Origin of the sequence: Staphylococcus sp. M0911 (assembly GCF_003491325.1) — a bacterium.
Classification (GTDB): Bacteria; Bacillota; Bacilli; order Staphylococcales; family Staphylococcaceae; genus Staphylococcus; species Staphylococcus warneri_A.
Genome location: NZ_CP022881.1, coordinates 1,127,308 through 1,150,041 on the forward strand (window position 1 = coordinate 1,127,308; position 22,734 = coordinate 1,150,041).

The window sequence follows — 22,734 nt, forward strand, 5'->3', positions numbered from 1 at the left end:
TTTAGAGTTGAAGATAAATCTAGTTATAGAAAGGTATGTCGTCATGAAGAAAATTGCAGTTTTGACTAGCGGTGGAGATTCACCGGGGATGAATGCTGCCGTTAGAGCAGTTGTACGTACAGCAATTTACAATAATATTGAAGTTTATGGTGTATATCACGGTTATCAAGGATTAGTAGAAGATGATATTCATAAACTTGAATTAGGATCAGTTGGAGATACTATCCAACGTGGTGGGACATTCTTATTCTCAGCAAGATGTCCTGAATTTAAAGAAGAAGAAGTACGTAAAGTTGCTATTAACAATCTACGTAAAAGAGAAATTGAAGGCTTAGTAGTTATTGGTGGGGATGGCAGTTACCGTGGCGCTCAACGTATAAGTGAAGAGTGTAAAGAAATACAAACCATTGGTATTCCTGGTACAATCGATAATGATATTAACGGTACCGACTTTACGATTGGATTCGACACAGCACTTAATACGATTATTGATTCAGTCGATAAAATTCGTGATACAGCATCAAGTCATGCAAGAACATTTATCGTTGAAGTAATGGGTCGTGACTGTGGTGACTTAGCGCTATGGGCAGGCTTATCTGTAGGTGCTGAAACGATTGTCGTACCAGAAGTTGATACAGATATTAAAGAAGTAGCTGAAAAGATAGAGCAAGGTATTAAACGTGGTAAAAAACACTCAATCGTTATGGTTGCTGAAGGATGTATGAGCGGTCAAGAATGTGCTGATGAATTAAGTAAATATATTAATATTGATACAAGAGTTTCAGTATTAGGACACATTCAACGTGGAGGTAGCCCTTCAGGAGCTGACCGTGTTTTAGCATCAAGATTAGGTGGTCACGCCGTTGAATTATTAAAGAAAGGTGAAACTGCCAAAGGTGTTGGTATTAAACATAACCAATTAACAGCGACACCATTCGATGAAATATTTGGTCATTCAAGTCATAAGTTTGATCAACAAATTTATCAACTAGCTAAAGAGTTATCTATATAAATTTCAGGAGGATTTTAAAATGAGAAAGACTAAAATTGTATGTACTATTGGACCAGCTTCAGAATCAGAAGAAATGCTTGAAAAATTAATGAATGCTGGTATGAACGTGGCACGTTTGAACTTTTCACACGGAAGCCATGAAGAACATAAAGGTAGAATTGATACAATTCGCAAAGTTGCTAAACGTTTAAATAAAACAGTAGCTATCCTTTTAGATACAAAAGGGCCAGAAATTCGTACACATAATATGAAAGATGGCATCATTGATTTAGAAAAAGGTAAAGAAGTTATTGTAAGCATGACAGAAGTTGAAGGTACGCCAGAGAAATTCTCTGTTACTTACGACAACTTAATCAACGATGTTCAAGTAGGTTCATATATTTTATTAGATGATGGTTTAGTTGAATTACAAGTTAAAGACATTGACCATGATAAAGGTGAAGTTAAATGTGACATCTTAAACAGTGGAGAATTAAAAAATAAAAAAGGTGTTAACTTACCAGGTGTGAAAGTAAACTTACCAGGTATCACTGACAAAGATGCAGACGACATTAGATTTGGTATCAAAGAAGATGTAGATTTCATCGCTGCAAGCTTCGTTCGTCGTCCAAGTGACGTTTTAGATATTCGTGAAATCTTAGAACAAGAAAAAGCAAATATTACTATTTTCCCTAAAATTGAAAACCAAGAAGGTATCGATAATATCGAAGAAATTCTTGAAGTATCTGATGGTTTAATGGTAGCTCGTGGTGATATGGGTGTTGAAATTCCACCTGAAAAAGTACCAATGGTTCAAAAAGACTTAATTAGAAAATGTAATAAATTAGGTAAACCAGTAATCACAGCTACACAAATGCTTGATTCTATGCAACGTAATCCACGTGCTACTCGTGCGGAAGCTAGTGACGTTGCGAATGCAATCTATGATGGTACAGATGCAGTAATGTTATCTGGTGAAACTGCTGCAGGTTTATACCCAGAAGAAGCAGTTAAAACAATGAGAAACATTGCAGTTTCAGCAGAAGCAGCACAAGACTATAAAAAATTATTATCTGACAGAACTAAATTAGTTGAAACATCATTAGTGAATGCTATTGGTATCTCAGTGGCACATACTGCATTAAACTTAAATGTTAAAGCTATTGTTGCTGCAACTGAAAGTGGTTCAACAGCTCGTACAATTTCTAAATATCGTCCACATTCAGACATTATTGCTGTAACACCAAGTGAAAAAACTGCACGCCAATGTGCTATTGTTTGGGGTGTTTACCCAGTAGTTAAAGAAGGACGTAAAAACACTGATGCATTATTAAATAATGCAGTAGCAACTGCAGTTGAAACTGAAAGAGTTCAAAATGGTGATTTAATTATTATCACTGCAGGTGTACCAACAGGTGAAAAAGGTACTACAAATATGATGAAAATTCACTTAGTTGGTGATGAAATTGCTAAAGGTCAAGGTGTAGGTCGTGGATCAGTAGTAGGTACTGCTGTTGTCGCTGATTCTGCTAGTGATTTAGAAGATGTTGATTTAAGTGATAAAATCATCGTCACTAACTCTGTAGATGAAACATTAGTACCATACGTAGATCAAGCTATTGGTTTAATCACTGAAGAAAATGGTATTACATCACCAAGTGCTATTGTTGGTTTAGAAAAAGGTATTCCAACTGTAGTAGGTGTTGAAAATGCTACAAAAGAAATTAAAGATGATATGTTAGTTACTGTTGATGCAGCTAACGGTAAAGTATTCGAAGGTTATGCTAACGTACTTTAATTAACAGTATTTTAATTAAATAGATTGATGATGAAATCAGAAACACCACTTCCAAACAATTAAAATTGGAAGCGGTGTTTTTTGCTTTATAACTCGTTTTTAATATGATCTGTTACATCATTAGTGTATGTAAAAATATATTTTATATTAGTTAAATATGTAGACCATAAGTAATATTGATATTAAATATAAAAAAGCCAGTAAATGAATTGATGATAAATCATTTACTGGCTCATTTTTATTTTGTTAAAGACTATTTAGATGCAGTACTTGCTTTTTTATATCTCCAATACATTAATCCTAATATTACAAACCATAACGGCGTTAAATAAATTGCACGTCTAGTTGTTTCATTAACAAATAATAAACCGAATACTAAGATAAAGAATAATAAGATGACGTAGCCCATATATTTACCACCAGGTAATTTATATGTAGACGCCTTGTGTAATTCTGGATTCTTACTACTGTAATTAATATAAGCAATGATAATTAAAGCCCATACGATTAGGAACAATACAGTAGATAATGTTGTTACATATGTGAACACTAATGTTGCATCTGGGAAAATGTAATTCAATAGTGCTGCAATTAATAATAATGCTGAAGATCCAATAATTGCTACATGTGGCACACCGTTCTTGTTAGTTTTGCTAAACGCAGGTGGTGCTTGTTTGTTATCAGATAATCCGAACAACATTCTACTGTTTGAGAAAATACCACTATTACATGATGATGCTGCAGCAGTTAATACAACGAAGTTAATTAAACCAGCTGCAAATGGAATTCCAATAAGTGTAAATAGTTTAACAAATGGACTATTATCTGGATCGACTTTATCCCAAGGAATGATTGACATAATCACAGCTAGGGCACCAACATAAAAGATTAATATACGAATTGGTACACTGTTGATAGCTTTTGGAATAGTTGATTCAGGATCTTTCGTTTCACCGGCAGTTACACCAATCATTTCGATACCAACGAATGAGAACACTGCCATTTGGAATGACATGAAGAATCCTGATGCTCCTTTAGGAAAAATACCATGATTGTATAGATTAGTTAAGCTTGCATGTCCAAATTGCGTTTTGTATGCAAATAAGATCATAACAGCCCCAACAACAATTAACCCTATGATTGTTACAATTTTGATAATAGAGAACCAAAACTCTAATTCACCAAATAACTTAGCGCTTAGTAAGTTAAATGACATCAAAATAAGTACACAGAATAATGCACTAATCCAGTTAGGAATATGTGGAAACCAAAAACTAACATATTTAGCTACTGCGGTAACCTCTGCCATACCAGTAATTATCCAACATAGCCAATATGTCCAACCAGTAACAAATCCTGCAAATGGACCTATATATGTATTAGTTACGTCCGCAAATGATTTGAAACTTGTGTTTTGAATAATAATTTCACCTAATCCACGCATAAACATGAATAGCATGAATCCAATAAAGATGTACGTGAGTAGTATTGAGGGACCCGTCATGGCAATCGTTTGTCCAGCACCCAGGAATAATCCTGTCCCAATAGCGCCTCCAATAGCAATTAATTGCACATGGCGATTGCTCAATTCTCTTTGTAGATTATCAGCCATAAGACCTCTCCCTTACTTTTAGATAATTATATTATGCACTTAAATAGCTTTTTATACAATTTATTTATTAAAAAAGTGTTAAAATACACTCCTAGATAATTAGTATTTTTTAATCAAGCTTGATAACCAAATAAAAACTTTGTATTCAATTTAATTTTCAAAACAATTTAAAAGGCCAAAATGTTGGTTTCATGGTACTTAGAACATTTTTAACATTTATGTTATATATGAATCAATACCAAACTCACATATATATAGTAATTTATTTTGTTTCACAAAAACTTAATAATTAGCTATAATACTAGTTGAAAGCCATTTCATAAAGAAATAGTAAAGGGGAAATTTATCATGGCAGAATTACAAAGAGGTTTGGAAGGGGTAATTGCAGTTGAAACTAAAATCAGCTCAATCATCGATAGTCAATTAACATACGCAGGATATGATATTGACGATCTTGCAGAAAATGCCCAGTTTGAAGAAATCATCTTTTTATTATGGAACTATAGATTGCCAAATAAAGAAGAATTACAAGAACTTAAATCAAAATTATATGAGTATATGACACTTAATCCTAGAGTGTATAAACATTTTGAAGAGTACGTAACTGATAAAGTACATCCAATGGCTGCATTACGTACTTCAGTATCATACATTGCTCATTTCGATCCAGATGCTGAAGACGAATCAGATGAAAAGAAATATGAAAGAGCAATTCGTATTCAAGCTAAAATTGCATCATTAGTTACAGCTTTCGCACGTGTACGTGAAGGTAAAGAACCATTAAAACCAAATTCAGATTTAAGCTACGCTGGAAACTTCCTATACATGTTAAAAGGTGAATTACCAACTGATATTGAGGAAGAAGCTTTCAACAAAGCTTTAATTTTACATGCTGATCACGAATTAAATGCATCTGCATTCACTGCTCGTTGTGCAGTATCTTCTTTATCTGATATGTATTCAGGTATTGTTGCTGCTGTTGGTTCATTAAAAGGACCTTTACATGGTGGTGCTAATGAACGCGTGATGGCTATGTTATCTGAAGTAGGCTCATTAGACAATGTAGATAACTATTTAGACAAAAAAATAGCTAATAAAGAAAAAATTATGGGCTTCGGTCACCGTGTGTATAAAGAAGGTGACCCACGTGCTAAGTATTTACGAGAAATGAGTAGAAAAATCACTGAAGAAACTGGACAAAGCGAATTATATGAAATGTCATTAGCTATTGAAAAACGCATGAAGGAAGAAAAAGGATTAATTCCTAACGTCGATTTCTTTAGTGCGTCAGTTTATCACAGTATGGACATTCCACATGATTTATTTACACCAATCTTTGCAGTAAGTCGTACATCAGGTTGGATTGCACATATTCTTGAGCAATATAGAGATAATAGAATCATGCGTCCAAGAGCGAATTACATTGGTGAAACAAATCGTAAATACGTTCCTATTGAAGAAAGATAATCAAATCATCTATAGTATTAGGTGAATTCAAACAAATTACTTGGAGGTCAAATTTTATGACAGCAGAAAAAATTACTCAAACTAAAGATGGATTAAATGTACCAAACGAACCAATTATTCCTTTCATTATCGGTGACGGAATCGGACCAGATATTTGGAAAGCAGCTAGTCGTGTTATCGATGCTGCAGTTGAAAAAGCATATAATGGCGAAAAACGCATCGAATGGAAAGAAGTTTTAGCTGGACAAAAAGCATATGACAATACTGGTGAATGGTTACCACAAGAAACTTTAGACACTATTAAAGAATATTTAATTGCTGTAAAAGGTCCTTTAACTACTCCAATCGGTGGCGGTATCCGTTCATTAAATGTAGCATTAAGACAAGAACTAGACTTGTTTACTTGCTTACGCCCTGTACGTTGGTTCCAAGGTGTACCATCACCAGTTAAACGCCCTCAAGACGTAGATATGGTTATTTTCCGTGAAAATACTGAAGATATCTATGCAGGTATTGAATTCAAAGAAGGTACGCCAGAAGTTAAAAAAGTAATTGACTTCTTACAAGATGAAATGGGCGCAACAAATATTCGTTTCCCAGAAACTTCAGGTATTGGTATTAAACCAGTATCTAAAGAAGGTACTGAAAGATTAGTTAGAGCTGCTATCCAATATGCAATTGATAATAACCGTAAAGCTGTAACTTTAGTTCACAAAGGTAACATTATGAAATTTACTGAAGGTTCATTTAAACAATGGGGTTACGATTTAGCTCATAATGAATTTGCTGATCAAGTATTCACTTGGCAACAATATGATGAAATTGTAGAAAAAGAAGGTAAAGACGCTGCGAATGAAGCACAATCAAAAGCTGAACAAGAAGGTAAAATTATCGTTAAAGACTCAATCGCTGATATCTTCTTACAACAAATTTTAACTCGTCCATCTGAACATGAAGTTGTTGCTACAATGAACTTAAATGGTGACTACATTTCAGATGCATTAGCTGCTCAAGTAGGTGGTATTGGCATTGCACCTGGTGCAAATATCAACTATGAAACTGGTCATGCTATCTTTGAAGCTACTCATGGTACAGCACCTAAATATGCTGGGTTAAACAAAGTAAACCCATCTTCTGAACTATTAAGTTCAGTATTAATGTTAGAACACTTAGGATGGCAAGAAGCTGCTGATAAAATTACAGACTCTATAGAAGCAACAATCGCTTCTAAAATAGTTACTTATGACTTTGCTCGTCTAATGGATGGTGCGACAGAAGTATCAACTTCAGAGTTTGCTGACGAATTAATCAAAAACTTAAAATAATAGATGATATTGAACTAAACGGATTGGGAAACCAATCCGTTTTTTTATTAAGATTTTGTAAATTACTAGTGTTTCAATATCATTTTTTATAAAAAAATGATAGTTTAATTAATGAAATGACAATATTAATCCAATGTTAGCTTAATATAAGTATCATTATAATTGGATTGTTAAGTTTATGTAAATTTGATGTGTAGGTATGTTATTTGTATTTAAACATCAGTTATAATAAACATGTAATTTAAATGGGGGAGGCACATCATGTCACAAAAAGTATTAGTCGTTGACGATGAACAATCGATCGTTACGTTACTTAAATATAATTTAGAAACAGCTGGATACATAGTAGAAGTAGCCTATGACGGTGAAGAAGCACTACAAAAGGTTGAATTGTCTCAACCAGATTTAATTGTTTTAGACGTTATGTTACCTAAAAAAGATGGTATTGAAGTTTGTAAAACAATTAGATCTGATAAAAATTTAGTACCTATTCTTATGCTTACGGCAAAGGATGATGAATTTGATAGGGTATTAGGTTTGGAACTAGGTGCTGATGACTATATGACTAAACCTTTCTCACCAAGAGAAGTCGTGGCAAGAGTAAAAGCAATTTTAAGACGTTCACAATTCGTCAATGAAGTTGAACAAAGTGAAACAGATGATGAGGATATTATTATTGATTCAATCCGTATTCGTCCTGAATTTTTCGAAGTATATAAAGATGATGAGTTATTAGAACTTACGCCAAAAGAATTTGAATTATTACTTTATCTTATTGAACGACAAGGTCGTGTGATTACTAGAGAACATATGTTGAATTCTGTATGGAATTACGAGTTCGCAGGTGATTCTCGTATCGTTGATGTCCATATTAGTCATTTGAGAGACAAATTAGAAGAGAACCCTAAACAACCTAAATTAATTAAAACTGTTAGAGGATTAGGCTATAAATTGGAGCGTCCTAAAAGTTAATGTTGAAATTCCACCATCGTCTTTTAATATTAATTAGTACTATTACGATTATTAGTTTTATAGGTTTAGGTGCAATTGTCCACAACATGATTTATCAAACATTAACACAAAATCAGACAAAGGAACTTGAAAAAGAATCGCGTAACTATGTCAGCTTATATAACGATAATAAAAAAAGTGAGATTAAAAATATTGCTAATAATCAAGAGAATATAATCGTAATCAAGAAAAACGATAAAGTGATATTCACGACTGATGAAAAAGAAAAGATAGATAAACGTATAGATAACGAGGCAAATCCCTCACAATTGATTCATAAAAATACGAAACTTGGTTTGAAGTATACGTTTAAAAGTCAAATTGATGATAAAACTGTTTACATAAGTGGAATTAATGATGAAATATTAGACCTGCAAAAAGAAATGTGGAAGTACCTATCAATTGTAGGTGTGATTGTATTAATTACAGTTTATCTAGCTAGTAGAAGTATCAATCGTACATATATTAGACCCATAAATGAAGTAACATATGCTACTTCATTATTGGCGGATGGTTATTATCATGTTCGTGTACCCGAAAGTAACGTCAAAGAAACTAAAGCATTGTTTGTAACGACAAATGAGCTTGCAAGACGGTTACAGAAATTAAATAATAGACAAAAAATCCAATCTAATAGATTAAAAACGACATTAGAAAATATACCAAGTTCAGTATTAATGATTGATAAACATGGTGAAATTGTCGTAGCGAACTCGGCATATTATGAAGTATTTAGTCCTGAACAAAGTGTGGAAAATAAAAGTTATATTGGTTTTATCAATGATAAAATTGAAAAGTTAATCATGGAAAGTTTTAGAACTGAGAAAGTGATTTATGATCAGATTGAAGTAGATATCAATAATGTTCACACAAAATATTTTGATGTATCATGTGTACCAATACTATCTAAATCGAAGAAAAAGCTACAAGGTATGGTGGTCGTATTGCATGATATTACTAATTTGCAAAAGTTAGAAAACCTACGTCGAGAATTTGTAGCTAACGTCTCACACGAACTTAAAACACCGATTACTTCAATTAAAGGATTCGCTGAAACATTGATTGAAGGTGCTAAAAACGATGAAGAATCGCTTAATATGTTCTTAAATATCATCCTGAAAGAATCGAATAGAATCGAATCACTTGTGATGGATTTACTAGATTTATCGCATATTGAGCAACAAAATGAAATAACAACGAGTTATATGAATTTATCTGAATTAGCTTATACAACGATAGATAATTTACAAAATCAAGCTCAGAATAAAAATATAACAATTGAATCTAAAATTGAACGTGATGTTATTTTCAAAGCAAATGAAAATAAAATTGCTCAAGTTATTACCAATTTATTATCTAATGCCATCAATTATTCAACCAATGATAATAAAGTTATTGTAAGTGTGTATCGTGAAGGTAAGAGGGTTAACCTAGAAATTCAAGACTTTGGTATAGGTATTAGTGCTGAGGAACAAAAACATATTTTTGAAAGATTTTATCGAGTTGATAAAGCACGAAGTAGAGATTCCGGCGGTACTGGGTTAGGATTATCGATTACTAAGCATATTGTTGAATCGCATAATGGAAGAATTAGTGTAATTAGTCGTTTAAATGAGGGTTCGACCTTTAAAGTGACGTTTTTCGATGAAGATTAAATATTAAGAACCACACCCTAAAATGATTGAATTCATAAAGGCGTGTGGTTCTTATTTTAGTTCAATGAATTATGAGACAATGGTACTTAATGTTTAATGACGATACACTGTTTATGCTAAAATATATTTAAATATGTGCTGGAGGTTTATAACGTGAATAAATTAGTATTAATTGATGGTAATAGTTTAAGCTTTAAAGCTTTCTATGCTTTACCATTACTTTCAAATAAGGCAGGCATACATACTAATGCAGTATATGGCTTTGCGATGTTACTAGAGAAAATTCTTAAAGAAGAACAACCTAATCACTTTTTAGTGGCGTTTGATGCAGGTAAAACAACTTTCAGACATTCTAAATATAGTGAATATAAAGGTGGTAGACAAAAAACTCCACCTGAGTTAAGTGAACAATTCCCATATATTCGTCAATTATTAGATGCATATCACATAAAAAGATATGAATTAGAGAATTATGAAGCAGATGATATTATTGGTACTTTGAGTAATGAAGCGGACAAAGCTGGGTTTGAAACTATCATAATTACTGGCGATAGAGATTTAACGCAGCTTGCTACTGATCATGTCACAATTTACTATACTAAAAAAGGTGTAACAGATGTCGATCATTATACACCAGACTTTATCGCTGAAAAATATAACGGATTAACACCAAATCAAATTATTGATATGAAAGGGTTAATGGGCGATACTTCAGATAATATACCGGGCGTAGCTGGCGTAGGCGAAAAAACAGCAATTAAATTACTAAATCAATTCAATACTGTAGAAGGCGTTTATGACAATATAAATAGTGTTTCAGGTAAAAAACTTAAAGAAAAACTTGAAAATAGTAAAGATGATGCTTTAATGAGTAAAGATTTAGCTACCATTAATGTTGAAAGCCCAATCGAAGTTAATTTAGAAGATACTAAAATGGAAGCAGACATTGATGAAACTGAAAAAATTGAGCTCTTTAAAAAATTAGAATTTAACCAACTTTTAGCAGAAATAGATTCATTTGAAGCAACTCAAGAACAAAAAGATAAAGTCTTTGAGATTGAGTCAGATTTTGACCATATTAATTTTAATGATTTAGATGAGGCGACCATTCATTTTGAGCTAGAAGATAGTAATTATTTAAAAGATAATATATTAAAATTTGGACTTTATACTGGAGAACATCATGTTGTTATCAATGCAGATGAAATTAAACAATTTTCAGATTTAGTCAATTGGTTAGAAAATCCAAATACAGCAAAAACTGTTTATGATGCTAAGAAAACTTATGTTGTTGCTCATAGACTAGATATCGATATTCAAAACATTCAGTTTGATGTCATGTTGTCTAGATATATTATCGATCCATCAAGAACCATTGACGATGTGAATTCAGTTGTTTCTTTATATGGACAACATTATGTGCAGGATAACGTGGCTATTTATGGTAAGGGCAAAAAGCATCATATTCCAGAAGACGATATTTTAAATAAACATGTAGCCTCAATCATTGAAGCGGTAAGTGCATCGAAATCAGAAATGCAAAATCAACTAAAAGAATATAATCAAGAATCTCTATTAGCAGATTTAGAACTACCATTAGCCGAAATATTAAGCGAGATGGAAGAAATTGGAATCTATACAGATGTAAATGATTTACAACAGATGGAGAAAGAGATTCAAGAAAAGCTAGATGTTTTAATTAAAAATATTCATGAAGCTGCGGGTGAAGAATTTAACATTAATTCACCTAAACAACTTGGCGTGGTATTATTTGAAACACTAGAATTACCAGTGATTAAAAAAACTAAAACAGGCTACTCTACTGCTGTTGATGTATTGGAACAATTACAAGGTCAACACCCAATTATTGATTATATTTTAGAATATCGTCAATTATCAAAATTACAATCTACGTATGTAGAAGGATTACAAAAAGTGATTAGTGAAGATAATCGCATTCATACACGTTTTAATCAAACATTAGCTCAAACTGGGCGATTGTCAAGTGTGGATCCTAATTTACAAAATATACCTATTCGTTTAGAAGAAGGTAGGAAAATTAGAAAAGCATTTAAACCGACATCTACAGATAGTGTTATTTTAAGTGCCGATTATTCTCAAATTGAATTAAGGGTTTTAGCACATATTACACAAGATGAAAGTATGAAAGAAGCATTCATAAATGGTCATGATATTCATACAGCGACTGCAATGAAGGTTTTCGATGTGGAAGCGGATGAAGTTGATAGTTTAATGCGTAGACAAGCGAAAGCCGTTAACTTTGGAATTGTGTATGGCATAAGTGATTATGGATTAAGCCAAAGTTTAGGAATTACACGTAAAAAGGCGAAAGCATTTATTGATGATTATTTAGATAGTTTTCCAGGAGTCAAACAATATATGTCAGATATTGTGAAAGATGCTAAAGCTCAAGGTTTTGTAGAAACATTATTACATCGTCGTAGATATATTCCAGATATTACAAGTCGTAATTTTAATTTAAGAAGTTTTGCAGAAAGAACAGCAATGAATACGCCAATTCAAGGCAGTGCGGCAGATATTATCAAATTGGCTATGGTGCAATTCAATAAAGAAGTACAACATACTAAATATCACGCGAAACTATTATTGCAAGTTCATGACGAATTAATCTTTGAAGTACCAAAAGATGAAGTAGAATCATTCAGTCAGTTTGTAGAAGACATTATGGAGTCTGCACTAGAATTAGATGTGCCACTAAAAGTTGACTCAAGTTACGGTGCGACATGGTATGATGCAAAATAAAGGAAGGTTTGAATATGCCAGAACTACCAGAAGTAGAACATGTTAAACGTGGGATTGAGCCGTATGCCATAAATACTACGATAAATAAAATTACTTTTTCAGAAAATGTAAAAAAAGGTAAAGAAGATAATAGAGAGACGATTATCAAAGGAATGACGCTTGATAGTTTTCAACGTTTAACAGAAGGTTATACAATTACCAAAATTGAGCGTAGAAGTAAATATATTGTATTTTATATTAATCGGGATTCAGAACAACGTATTTTGATTAGTCATTTAGGTATGGCTGGTGGATTTTTCGTTGTTGATCATTTAGAACAAATTGCTGTACCTAATTATCGTAAACATTGGCAAGTTATTTTTGAATTAGACAATGGTAAAAAATTAATCTATTCAGATATTCGTCGCTTTGGAGAAATTAGAAATGTGAGTAGCTTCGATGCATATCCTTCATTTTTAAGTATAGCTCCTGAACCATTTGACGAAGATGCAATGCAACATTTTTTAGATATTACCAATAAAAAGAATTATGCTAAAAAACCGATTAAACAAGTGATTTTAGATCATAAAGTTATATCTGGTTGCGGAAATATTTATGCGTGTGAAGCTCTATTTAGAGCGGGCATTTTACCCAGTCGACTAACGCAAGATTTAACGCAACAAGAAAAAGAAATGGTATTTTATCATGTTCGATCTGTATTAAATGAGGGTATAAAATATGGAGGAACAAGCATTTCCGATTATCGTCATGCCGATGGTAAAACAGGGGAAATGCAGTTACATCTGAATGTTTATAAACAAAAATATTGCAAGGTATGTGGGCACTCAATTGAAACGAAAGTCATCGCATCTAGAAATAGTCACTATTGCCCGACTTGTCAGAAATAAAGGAAGCGTGAAAATATGTCAAAAGTAATAGGACTTACTGGTGGTATCGCATCAGGTAAATCAACTGTATCTGAATTGTTAACAGCGTTTGGATTTAAAGTAGTAGATGCGGACACAGCTGCAAGAGAAGCAGTTGCTAAAGGAACACCAGGTATAGCGAAGGTAAAAGAAGTTTTTGGCGAAGAAGCTATTGATGAAAATGGCGAGATGGACAGAAAATATATGGGTGAATTAGTATTTAATAATCCAGGCGAACGTATTAAGTTAAATGAAATTGTTCATCCTAAAGTTAGAGAAATAATGGAAGAAAAGAAGCAACAATTTTTAAATGAAGGCCATAACGTAATTATGGATATACCACTTTTATTTGAAAATGAATTGCAAGATACCGTAGATGAAGTATGGCTTGTTTACACATCTGAAAGTATTCAAATTGATCGTTTAATGGAAAGAAATGATTTAACTCAAGAAGAAGCAAAAGCAAGAGTATATAGCCAAATATCTATTGATAAGAAAAGTAGAATGGCTGACCACGTGATTGATAATCTTGGGGATAAACTGGAACTAAAGCAAAATTTAGAAAAGTTACTTAGTGAAAAAGGTTATATTGAGAAATAATTCAAATAGTAACTATTTATTAAGCCTGAGACATTTAAAAATGACTCAGGTTTTTTTATATGATTACTGAGTAACTATAGAATCTTTTATATTTATAGCGTTATTAGATGATATTGAATTCGATATCATTTAATAACTAAATCTTATTATGATTGATTATAATTTGCGTTTGTAAAGTTTTGATAAACGCTTTCAAAAATAATTTATTATGTTATACTAATGCCATAAAGTATAACATATAAATAAATGGTCAAGGGGTGCTTTAAATGACAACGAATATAGCAATTAACGGTATGGGTAGAATAGGTAGAATGGTATTAAGAATTGCTTTAAAAAATGAAAACTTAAGCGTAAAAGCAATTAATGCAAGTTACCCTCCAGAAACAATTGCACATCTTATCAATTATGATACAACTCATGGTAAGTTCGACGAAAAAGTAGAAGCTACTGAAAATGGCATTCGTTATAAAAATCAAGATATCAAATTAGTTTCAGATAGAAATCCAGAAAACTTACCTTGGAAAGAACTTGATATAGATGTTGTCATCGAAGCAACTGGTAAATTCAATCATGGTGATAAAGCTATTGCACATATTAATGCTGGTGCAAAAAAAGTATTATTAACAGGTCCATCTAAAGGTGGTCATGTTCAAATGATTGTGAAAGGTGTCAATGATGAAAAGCTAGATGTTAATGAATACGATATTTTCAGTAATGCATCATGCACAACTAACTGTATTGGGCCGGTTGCTAAAGTATTAAATGATGAATTTGGTATTGTGAATGGTCTGATGACTACAGTACACGCAATTACTAATGACCAAAAGAATATTGACAACCCACATAAAGATTTACGTAGAGCGCGTTCATGTAATGAAAGTATAATTCCGACATCTACAGGCGCTGCGAAAGCATTAAAAGAGGTACTACCTGAAGTAGAAGGTAAATTACATGGAATGGCACTAAGAGTACCAACTAAGAATGTTTCACTTGTAGATTTAGTTGTAGATTTAGAACAAAATGTAACAGTAGAACAAATTAATGATGCATTCAAAAATGCAAATTTAGATGGTGTATTGGATGTAGAAAGCGAACCACTTGTTTCAGTAGATTTTAATACAAATCCAAATTCTGCAGTAATTGATGCACAATCTACAATGGTTATGGGTGATAAAAAAGTTAAAGTTATCGCTTGGTATGATAATGAATGGGGATATTCAAACAGAGTTGTTGAAGTAGCAGAACAAATTGGTAAATTGATAGAATCTCATAAAGCAGTAGAAGCTGTATAAAAATCATTTTTTAGCGACTGCCAATGTAACTTTTAATGCTAAAGGTTACATTGGCAGTTTTTTTGTTCTTATAAAGTGGGGGTATCAAATTTATCATAAATTAAATAGAGAAAAATTTATATTTAACATCATTTTTGAAAATGTCACATTTTTTATTTAGGTTGTTATATTTAATGATATAAAATAGTTTACACTTTTAGTCATATAATTTAAAAGGTGCTTTCTTTTGTAACGTGCGAATTTATAGTATAATTGAGCATAATCTAAATAGAAAAGGGTGACAATCATGAAATGCCCAAAATGTAATTCAACGCATTCGAGAGTAGTAGATTCACGTCATGCAGAAGATGCAAACGCGATTCGTCGAAGAAGAGAATGTGAAAATTGTGGTACAAGATTTACAACATTTGAACATATTGAAGTGAGTCCATTAATAGTAGTGAAGAAAGATGGAACGAGAGAACAATTTTTAAGAGAAAAAATCTTGAATGGATTAGTTAGGTCATGTGAAAAACGTCCAGTGAGATACCAACAACTAGAAGATATAACAAATAAAGTGGAGTGGCAATTAAGAGATGAGGGTCATACTGAGATTTCATCTAGAGAAATCGGAGAACATGTAATGAACTTATTAATGCATGTTGATCAAGTTTCTTATGTTCGCTTTGCTTCTGTATATAAAGAGTTTAAAGATATTGATCAACTATTGGCCTCAATGCAAGGTATTCTTAATGATAATAAACGGAGTGATTTATAAATGGGGTTAAATTCCTTTGAATTAGGGTTAAGACCACAAGATAGTTTTGAAGTGATACAAGATTTTTATTTAAACTCACAACATCTTGAAATATTAAACCGTCTGTTTACACCTTTAATTGGACCTCAAGCAATTGGTTTATATCATTTTATGCATCAATTTTCCAATGATATTGAACAACCATTAACCCATTATGTCATTATGAATGAACTTAAAGAAAATTTAATCGACTTTAGAAATCAAATGGATTTGTTAGAAGCAATTGGTTTAATGAAATCATTTGTTAAACATGATGAGCAACAAACACATTTTATATATCAATTGATTCAGCCGCCGTCAGCATCCCAATTTTTCAATGACCCTATGTTATCTGTATTTTTATATAGTGAAGTTGATAAAAAAAGATACCAAGTACTAAAGAAACATTTTGAACAAACTTTTAGAGATTTAACGCAGTATCAACAAACAACGAGAAAGTTTACAGATGTCTTTAAAGTACCCAATAGAATATTAGATATCGACACACAAGATATACCTAAAGCGAGTGAGTATCAAGGACTTGATTTGTCTAATGAATCTTTTGATTTTGATATGTTGAAACAGATGTTACATAACCACTTCATTTCAAATGAAATCGTGACAAAAGACGCTAAAAGTCTTATTATTCAACTTGCAACTTTATATGGTTTAACGGCTGACGCGATGAAACATATTATATTGAATTCAATTACTAGTGCTCAACAATTATCTTTTGAAGAGATGCGTAAACAAGCGCGTTCATATTATTTAATAGAACATGAAAACCAATTACCTAAATTAGAATTGAATAAAAGCATTAAACAAAGTGAAAATTCGAACCAATCTAATGAAATCCCTAATCCTGAAAATGATACGGAACAATGGCTTCAATTGTTAGAACAGACGAGTCCAATTGATATGTTAGCCTCATGGTCTGAATCAGAACCAACATTGTCTCAAAAGAATATGATTGAAGAATTAATTCATAGAGAAAAAATGAACTTTGGAGTTATTAACATCTTATTACAATTTGTTATGCTCAAAGAAGATATGAAATTACCAAAATCATATATTTTTGAAATTGCTTCGAATTGGAAGAAGAAAGGGATTACTACGGCTAAACAAGCTTATGAATATGCCTTGAAAGTTAATCAACCTAAACCATCTTATGAGAATAAATCGCAACCTTATCAAGGTTATAATCGTAAAAGTAAATTGGTTTCTAGAGAGAAAACACCTAAATGGTTAGAAGAAAGAGATAATCCGAATGCTACAGAACTTTCAAAAGATGAAAAGGATGAACAATTTGAAAAGGATAGACAAGCATTCTTAGAACAATTAAATAAAGATTGGGAGGAGGATTAGATGGAAAGCTTTAAGAATATTGTAGGTTCAAATAAAGATTTCGAAAAGAGAATTGCTAAAATACGTCAGCAAGTTGTTAATGATCCTGATGTTAAGCAATTTTTAAATGAACATCAATCAGAATTAACTAATGCCATGATTGATGAAGATTTAAACGTTCTACAAGAATATAAAGATCAACAAAAGCACTATGATGGGCATCATTATAATGAATGTCCTAATTTTGTTAAAGGCCATATACCAGAATTATATATCGAAAATGAACGTATTAAAATCCGCTATTTGCCATGCCCATGTAAAGTGAAATATGATGAAGAAAGACTTAATTCTCAATTGATTACATCACATCATATGCAGAGAGATACTTTAAATGCAAAGATTAAAGATATTTATACAACTGGACGTAATCGATTGGATATTGCAATGCAAGTTAATGATATATGCAAAAAGTTAATAAATGGTGAGAATGTCAAAGGGCTATATCTGTATGGACCTTTTGGCACTGGAAAGTCATTTATTTTAGGTGCCATAGCAAATCAACTCAAAGCTAAAAAAGTGCCATCTACTATAGTTTATCTTCCCGAATACATTCGCACATTAAAAGGTGGTTTTAAGGACGGGAGTTACGAAAGAAAATTACAAAGAATTCGAGAAGCTAACATTTTAATGCTAGATGATATTGGTGCAGAAGAAGTAACGCCATGGGTTAGAGATGAAGTTATTGGCCCATTATTGCATTATAGAATGGTTCATGAATTACCCACTTTCTTTACTTCTAATTTAAGTTATGATGAATTAGAACACCATTTATCAATGACACGTGAGGGTGCAGAAAAAACGAAAGCAGCTCGAATTATTGAACGTATTAAGACGTTATCCACACCTTATTTCTTAAAAGGTGAAAACTTTAGAAACAATTGATATTTTCATAAAATGTTGTATAATAGAATCAAATCTAAATCGTTGAAACTGTTGAAGACATGATAATTTAATCACTGTTACACAGAAAGCCGTTGTTTGATGAGAATATGGCTAATAAATTAAATTATTACTACTTTAATGCATGGTATTTGTAATGAATACTCGGCTCAAGACCGTTATCTTATGTAGAGAAGACGTTAAAATTGCTCGTTTTTAATCGAGTATTGTTTTAACGCTTAACTAGGGTGGTACCACGACAATCTCGTCCCTGATTTAGGGATGGGATTTTTTTATTTTCTCTATAGTTTTACATTGATTTATTTCAATAAGTCAACGATATGATTTTTTATAATTTAGGAGGTTATAGTATGGATCAAATTAATATTCAATTTCCAGATGGTAATTCAAAGGCATTTGATAAAGGCACTACTACTGAAGATATAGCTCAATCAATCAGTCCAGGTCTACGAAAAAAAGCTGTAGCAGGTAAATTTAATGGACAAATGGTAGATTTAACACGACCGTTAGAAGAAGATGGTGAGATTGAAATTGTTACACCAGGTAGTGATGAAGCATTGGAAGTATTGCGTCATTCAACTGCTCATTTGATGGCTCAAGCATTAAAACGTTTATACGGGGATGTTAAATTTGGTGTAGGTCCTGTCATTGAAGGCGGCTTCTACTATGATTTCGATACAGATGAAAAAATTTCATCAGATGACTTTGAAAAAATTGAAAAAACAATGAAAAAAATTGTCGATGAGAATCATAAAATCGAAAGAAAAGTAGTCACTAGGGATGAAGCTAAAGCATTCTTCAAAGATGATCCATACAAATTAGAATTAATTGATGCAATACCTGAAGATGAAAATGTAACGCTATATAGTCAAGGAGAATTCGCTGATTTATGTAGAGGTGTTCATGTACCATCTACGTCTAAAATTAAAGAATTTAAATTATTATCAACAGCTGGTGCATACTGGCGCGGAGACAGTAATAATAAAATGTTACAACGTATTTACGGTACTGCATTCTTTGATAAAAAAGATTTAAAAGCGCATTTAGAAATGTTGGAAGAGCGCAAAGAACGTGATCACCGTAAAATCGGTAAAGATTTAGAGTTGTTTGCAAATAGTCAACTAGTTGGAGCTGGTTTACCACTATGGTTACCTAATGGTGCTACAATTCGTCGTGAAATTGAACGTTATATTGTAGATAAAGAAGTAAGCATGGGATATGACCACGTATATACACCAGTATTAGCAAATGTTGATTTATATAAAACATCCGGACATTGGGATCACTATCAAGAGGACATGTTCCCACCTATGAAATTAGATGAGACAGAAGAAATGGTATTACGTCCGATGAACTGTCCTCACCATATGATGATATATAATAATAAACCGCATTCTTATAGAGAATTGCCAATTCGTATTGCCGAATTAGGTACTATGCATAGATATGAAGCTAGTGGTGCTGTATCAGGATTACAACGAGTAAGAGGTATGACTTTGAACGATTCACATATCTTTGTTAGACCTGATCAAATTAAGGAAGAATTCAAACGCGTAGTTAATATGATTCAAGATGTATATAAAGATTTCGGTTTCGAAGACTATCGTTTCAGATTAAGTTATAGAGACCCAGAAGATAAAGAAAAGTATTTTGATGATGATGAAATGTGGAATAAAGCTGAGAACATGATTAAAGAAGCGGCTGACGAATTAGGGTTATCATACGAAGAAGCTATCGGAGAAGCGGCATTTTATGGCCCTAAATTAGATGTGCAAGTTAAAACAGCTATGGGTAAAGAAGAAACATTATCTACAGCACAATTAGATTTCTTATTACCTGAGCGTTTTGAACTCACATACATTGGTCAAGATGGAGAGCAACATAGACCTGTAGTTATTCATCGTGGTGTTGTATCTACAATGGAACGATTTGTTGCATTCTTAACTGAAGAAACTAAAGGTGCATTCCCAACTTGGTTAGCACCAAAACAAGTTGAAATTATCCCAGTTAATTTAGATTTACATTACGACTATGCAAAATCAATTCAAGATGAATTAAAATCTCAAGGTGTTCGTGTTGAAATCGATGATCGTAATGAAAAAATGGGTTATAAAATCCGTGAAGCCCAAATGCAAAAAATCCCTTATCAAATAGTGGTAGGAGATAAAGAAGTAGAAAACAATGAAGTAAATGTACGTAAATACGGTTCTCAAGATCAAGAGACATTAGAAAAAGATGAATTTATTTGGAATTTAGTAGACGAAATCCGTTTAAAAAAGCATAGATAAGCTTGAAATTTAAACGCAGTTCATGTATATTACAAGTTAGTTAAATAAAAAGTTGAGTTAGAGGTTGCAATATTAAAGAGTCGCTTGTCAGAAGTCTTATGGGACATATGTTGAACAAGTTAAAGGTAATGTTGCCGAAACAAGTGATAACCATAATTATGACTTGTTGGGACAGTTGTCGAAAGAAACTGTACTGTCACAGAATGTGATGTGCTACCTTATATAGATAAAAGCAAAGTGGTTGCATATCTTAAAGGTATGTAGCCACTTTTTTGTTTTAGATTTATAAATAAAAGTAACATAATTAAGTGAGATATGGTACAGCTATTGAAATAGATGATGAAACAGATCTTAATGTGTTGTTTCTTTAATAAATGATAAAACAAAATCATAACTGCCTCTAAATACAAAGAAAGGAATCTTCTATGAGTAAAAACAAAAGTCAAAATGAAGGGATACAAAGAGGTTTAAAAGACCGCCACATATCTATGATAGCGATTGGTGGTTGTATTGGAACAGGTCTATTTATGACTTCCGGTGGAGCCATTCACAGCGCTGGTGCCTTAGGTGCTTTGATTGCTTATGCAATTATTGGAGCAATGGTATTCTTCTTAATGACCTCACTAGGCGAGATGGCCACATATTTACCAGTTTCGGGATCATTTAGTACATACGCCACACGATTTGTAGACCCATCTCTAGGGTTTGCATTAGGGTGGAACTATTGGTTTAACTGGGTCATTACAGTAGCTGCAGATGTAACCATTGCCGCTCAGGTCATTCAATATTGGTCCCCAATGCAAAGTGTTCCCGCTTGGGTATGGAGTTGTATATTTTTAGTTATTATCTTTGCACTTAACTCATTGTCAGTTCGAGTATATGGTGAGAGTGAATATTGGTTTGCACTTATAAAAGTTGTTACTGTCATCATATTTATTGTAATAGGATTATTAACTATTGTAGGTATAATGGGTGGTAAATTCGTTGGTTTTGAAACCTTTACTAAAGGAGGCGGCCCTATCCTTGGTGGTAACTTAGGTGGTAGCTTACTTTCAATATTAGGTGTGTTCTTAGTTGCTGGCTTTTCATTCCAAGGAACTGAATTAATTGGTATTACAGCAGGGGAATCTGAAAATCCTGAAAGAGCCGTCCCAAAAGCAATCAAACAAGTGTTCTGGAGAATATTATTATTCTATATACTAGCAATTTTCATCATTGGTATGCTAATACCATATGATAGTAGTGCACTTATGGGTGGAGAAAATAGCATCTCTACTTCACCATTTACATTAGTGTTCCAAAATGCTGGACTTGCATTTGCAGCATCATTTATGAATGCAGTTATATTAACATCAGTGTTATCTGCAGGTAATTCAGGGATGTACGCGTCTACTAGAATGTTATATTCAATGAGTAAAGATAAACTAGCATTTAATTCATTTTCTAAAACGAATAAAAATGGTGTGCCGCACATTTCTCTAATCGTAACTGGAATTATTGTTGTAGTGATTTTTGCAGTACAACATTTTAGTGGTGATGCATATGAATATATCGTTGCAGCAAGTGGTATGACAGGATTTATTGCTTGGGTCGGTATAGCAGTGAGTCATTATAGATTTAGACGTGCATTCGATAAGCAAAATTATGACAAATCTAAATTAAAATATACGGCTAAATTATTCCCATTCGGCCCAATATTTGCCGGATTCTTATGTATAATTGTTATACTAGGTCAAGACGTCGACTTTATTAAAACAGGGGACTTTGACTTAAATCGATTTATTATTACTTATATGGGAATTCCGGTGTTCTTAGCATTCTTTATATATCATAAAGTACGATATAAGACTAAAAAAATTCCATTAGAACAAGTAGATTTACGACAAGATGTATCTATGGAAGAAGTAAGACATCATGATTAATAAAA

Annotated in this window: 16 protein-coding genes, 1 pseudogene and 1 riboswitch; of the genes and pseudogenes, 16 read left to right on the top strand and 1 reads right to left on the bottom strand. The window is 32.5% G+C overall.

What is annotated here, in order from left to right:
- Positions 1-43: 43 nt before the first annotated feature.
- Both pfkA and pyk read left to right on the top strand, forming a co-directional pair.
- Positions 44-1,012 (top strand): 6-phosphofructokinase, encoded by a 969-nt coding sequence (gene pfkA, locus ssp1_RS05575; RefSeq protein WP_002452215.1) that lies wholly within the window; start codon positions 44-46, stop codon positions 1,010-1,012.
- A gap of 19 nt (positions 1,013-1,031) precedes the next feature.
- Positions 1,032-2,789: a pyruvate kinase gene (gene pyk, locus ssp1_RS05580; RefSeq protein WP_075778465.1), complete on the top strand. Its 1,758-nt coding sequence runs from the start codon at positions 1,032-1,034 to the stop codon at positions 2,787-2,789.
- A gap of 253 nt (positions 2,790-3,042) precedes the next feature.
- Here pyk and ssp1_RS05585 read toward each other — a convergent pair whose 3' ends face one another.
- Positions 3,043-4,401 carry an amino acid permease gene (locus tag ssp1_RS05585; RefSeq protein ID WP_049425475.1) on the bottom strand — a complete coding sequence of 453 codons (1,359 nt, stop codon included), beginning with the start codon at positions 4,399-4,401 and terminating at the stop codon, positions 3,043-3,045.
- A gap of 348 nt (positions 4,402-4,749) precedes the next feature.
- Here ssp1_RS05585 and ssp1_RS05590 point away from each other — a divergent pair, with 348 nt between their 5' ends.
- The 14 genes and pseudogenes from ssp1_RS05590 (at position 4,750) to ssp1_RS05650 (ending at position 22,729) form a co-directional block, all read left to right on the top strand.
- A complete protein-coding gene (locus ssp1_RS05590; RefSeq protein ID WP_118828145.1) occupies positions 4,750-5,868 on the top strand; it encodes a citrate synthase in 1,119 nt (372 codons plus the stop codon).
- Between the two features lie 56 nt (positions 5,869-5,924).
- Positions 5,925-7,193, top strand: coding sequence for an NADP-dependent isocitrate dehydrogenase (gene icd, locus ssp1_RS05595; protein ID WP_002452219.1), 1,269 nt, complete (start codon positions 5,925-5,927; stop codon positions 7,191-7,193).
- Positions 7,194-7,454: 261 nt separating this feature from the next.
- A complete protein-coding gene (locus tag ssp1_RS05600; protein ID WP_002452220.1) occupies positions 7,455-8,165 on the top strand; it encodes a response regulator transcription factor in 711 nt (236 codons plus the stop codon).
- Positions 8,165-9,859, top strand: coding sequence for a two-component system histidine kinase PnpS (pnpS, locus tag ssp1_RS05605; RefSeq protein ID WP_002452221.1), 1,695 nt, complete (start codon positions 8,165-8,167; stop codon positions 9,857-9,859). Before ssp1_RS05600 ends, pnpS begins: the two co-directional genes overlap by 1 nt.
- 153 nt (positions 9,860-10,012) lie before the next feature.
- Complete coding sequence (gene polA, locus ssp1_RS05610) at positions 10,013-12,643, top strand: DNA polymerase I (RefSeq protein WP_118828146.1); 2,631 nt, start codon at positions 10,013-10,015, stop codon at positions 12,641-12,643.
- 14 nt (positions 12,644-12,657) lie between these two features.
- Positions 12,658-13,530 carry a bifunctional DNA-formamidopyrimidine glycosylase/DNA-(apurinic or apyrimidinic site) lyase gene (gene mutM, locus ssp1_RS05615; RefSeq protein ID WP_049425094.1) on the top strand — a complete coding sequence of 291 codons (873 nt, stop codon included), beginning with the start codon at positions 12,658-12,660 and terminating at the stop codon, positions 13,528-13,530.
- Between the two features lie 15 nt (positions 13,531-13,545).
- The gene (gene coaE / locus ssp1_RS05620; RefSeq protein ID WP_107532992.1) at positions 13,546-14,148 is read left to right on the top strand and encodes a dephospho-CoA kinase; all 603 of its coding nucleotides are present in this window, start codon (positions 13,546-13,548) and stop codon (positions 14,146-14,148) included.
- Between the two features lie 266 nt (positions 14,149-14,414).
- Complete coding sequence (gene gap / locus ssp1_RS05625) at positions 14,415-15,440, top strand: type I glyceraldehyde-3-phosphate dehydrogenase (protein ID WP_002451762.1); 1,026 nt, start codon at positions 14,415-14,417, stop codon at positions 15,438-15,440.
- A gap of 286 nt (positions 15,441-15,726) precedes the next feature.
- Positions 15,727-16,197, top strand: coding sequence for a transcriptional regulator NrdR (nrdR, locus tag ssp1_RS05630; protein WP_002451763.1), 471 nt, complete (start codon positions 15,727-15,729; stop codon positions 16,195-16,197).
- Entirely contained in the window at positions 16,198-17,580 is a 1,383-nt protein-coding gene (locus ssp1_RS05635) for a replicative helicase loading/DNA remodeling protein DnaB (RefSeq protein WP_075778012.1), read from the top strand.
- Positions 17,581-18,501, top strand: coding sequence for a primosomal protein DnaI (gene dnaI, locus ssp1_RS05640; protein WP_075778013.1), 921 nt, complete (start codon positions 17,581-17,583; stop codon positions 18,499-18,501). It begins immediately after the preceding gene.
- A 92-nt stretch (positions 18,502-18,593) separates the two neighbouring features.
- Positions 18,594-18,690: pseudogene (locus ssp1_RS12160) on the top strand (hypothetical protein).
- A 179-nt stretch (positions 18,691-18,869) separates the two neighbouring features.
- On the top strand, positions 18,870-20,807 hold the full coding sequence (thrS, locus tag ssp1_RS05645; protein ID WP_075778014.1) for a threonine--tRNA ligase: 1,938 nt from the start codon (positions 18,870-18,872) through the stop codon (positions 20,805-20,807).
- A 50-nt stretch (positions 20,808-20,857) separates the two neighbouring features.
- Positions 20,858-21,031: riboswitch (Lysine riboswitch) on the top strand.
- A gap of 201 nt (positions 21,032-21,232) precedes the next feature.
- Entirely contained in the window at positions 21,233-22,729 is a 1,497-nt protein-coding gene (locus tag ssp1_RS05650; RefSeq protein ID WP_002451767.1) for an amino acid permease, read from the top strand.
- Positions 22,730-22,734: the final 5 nt, after the last annotated feature.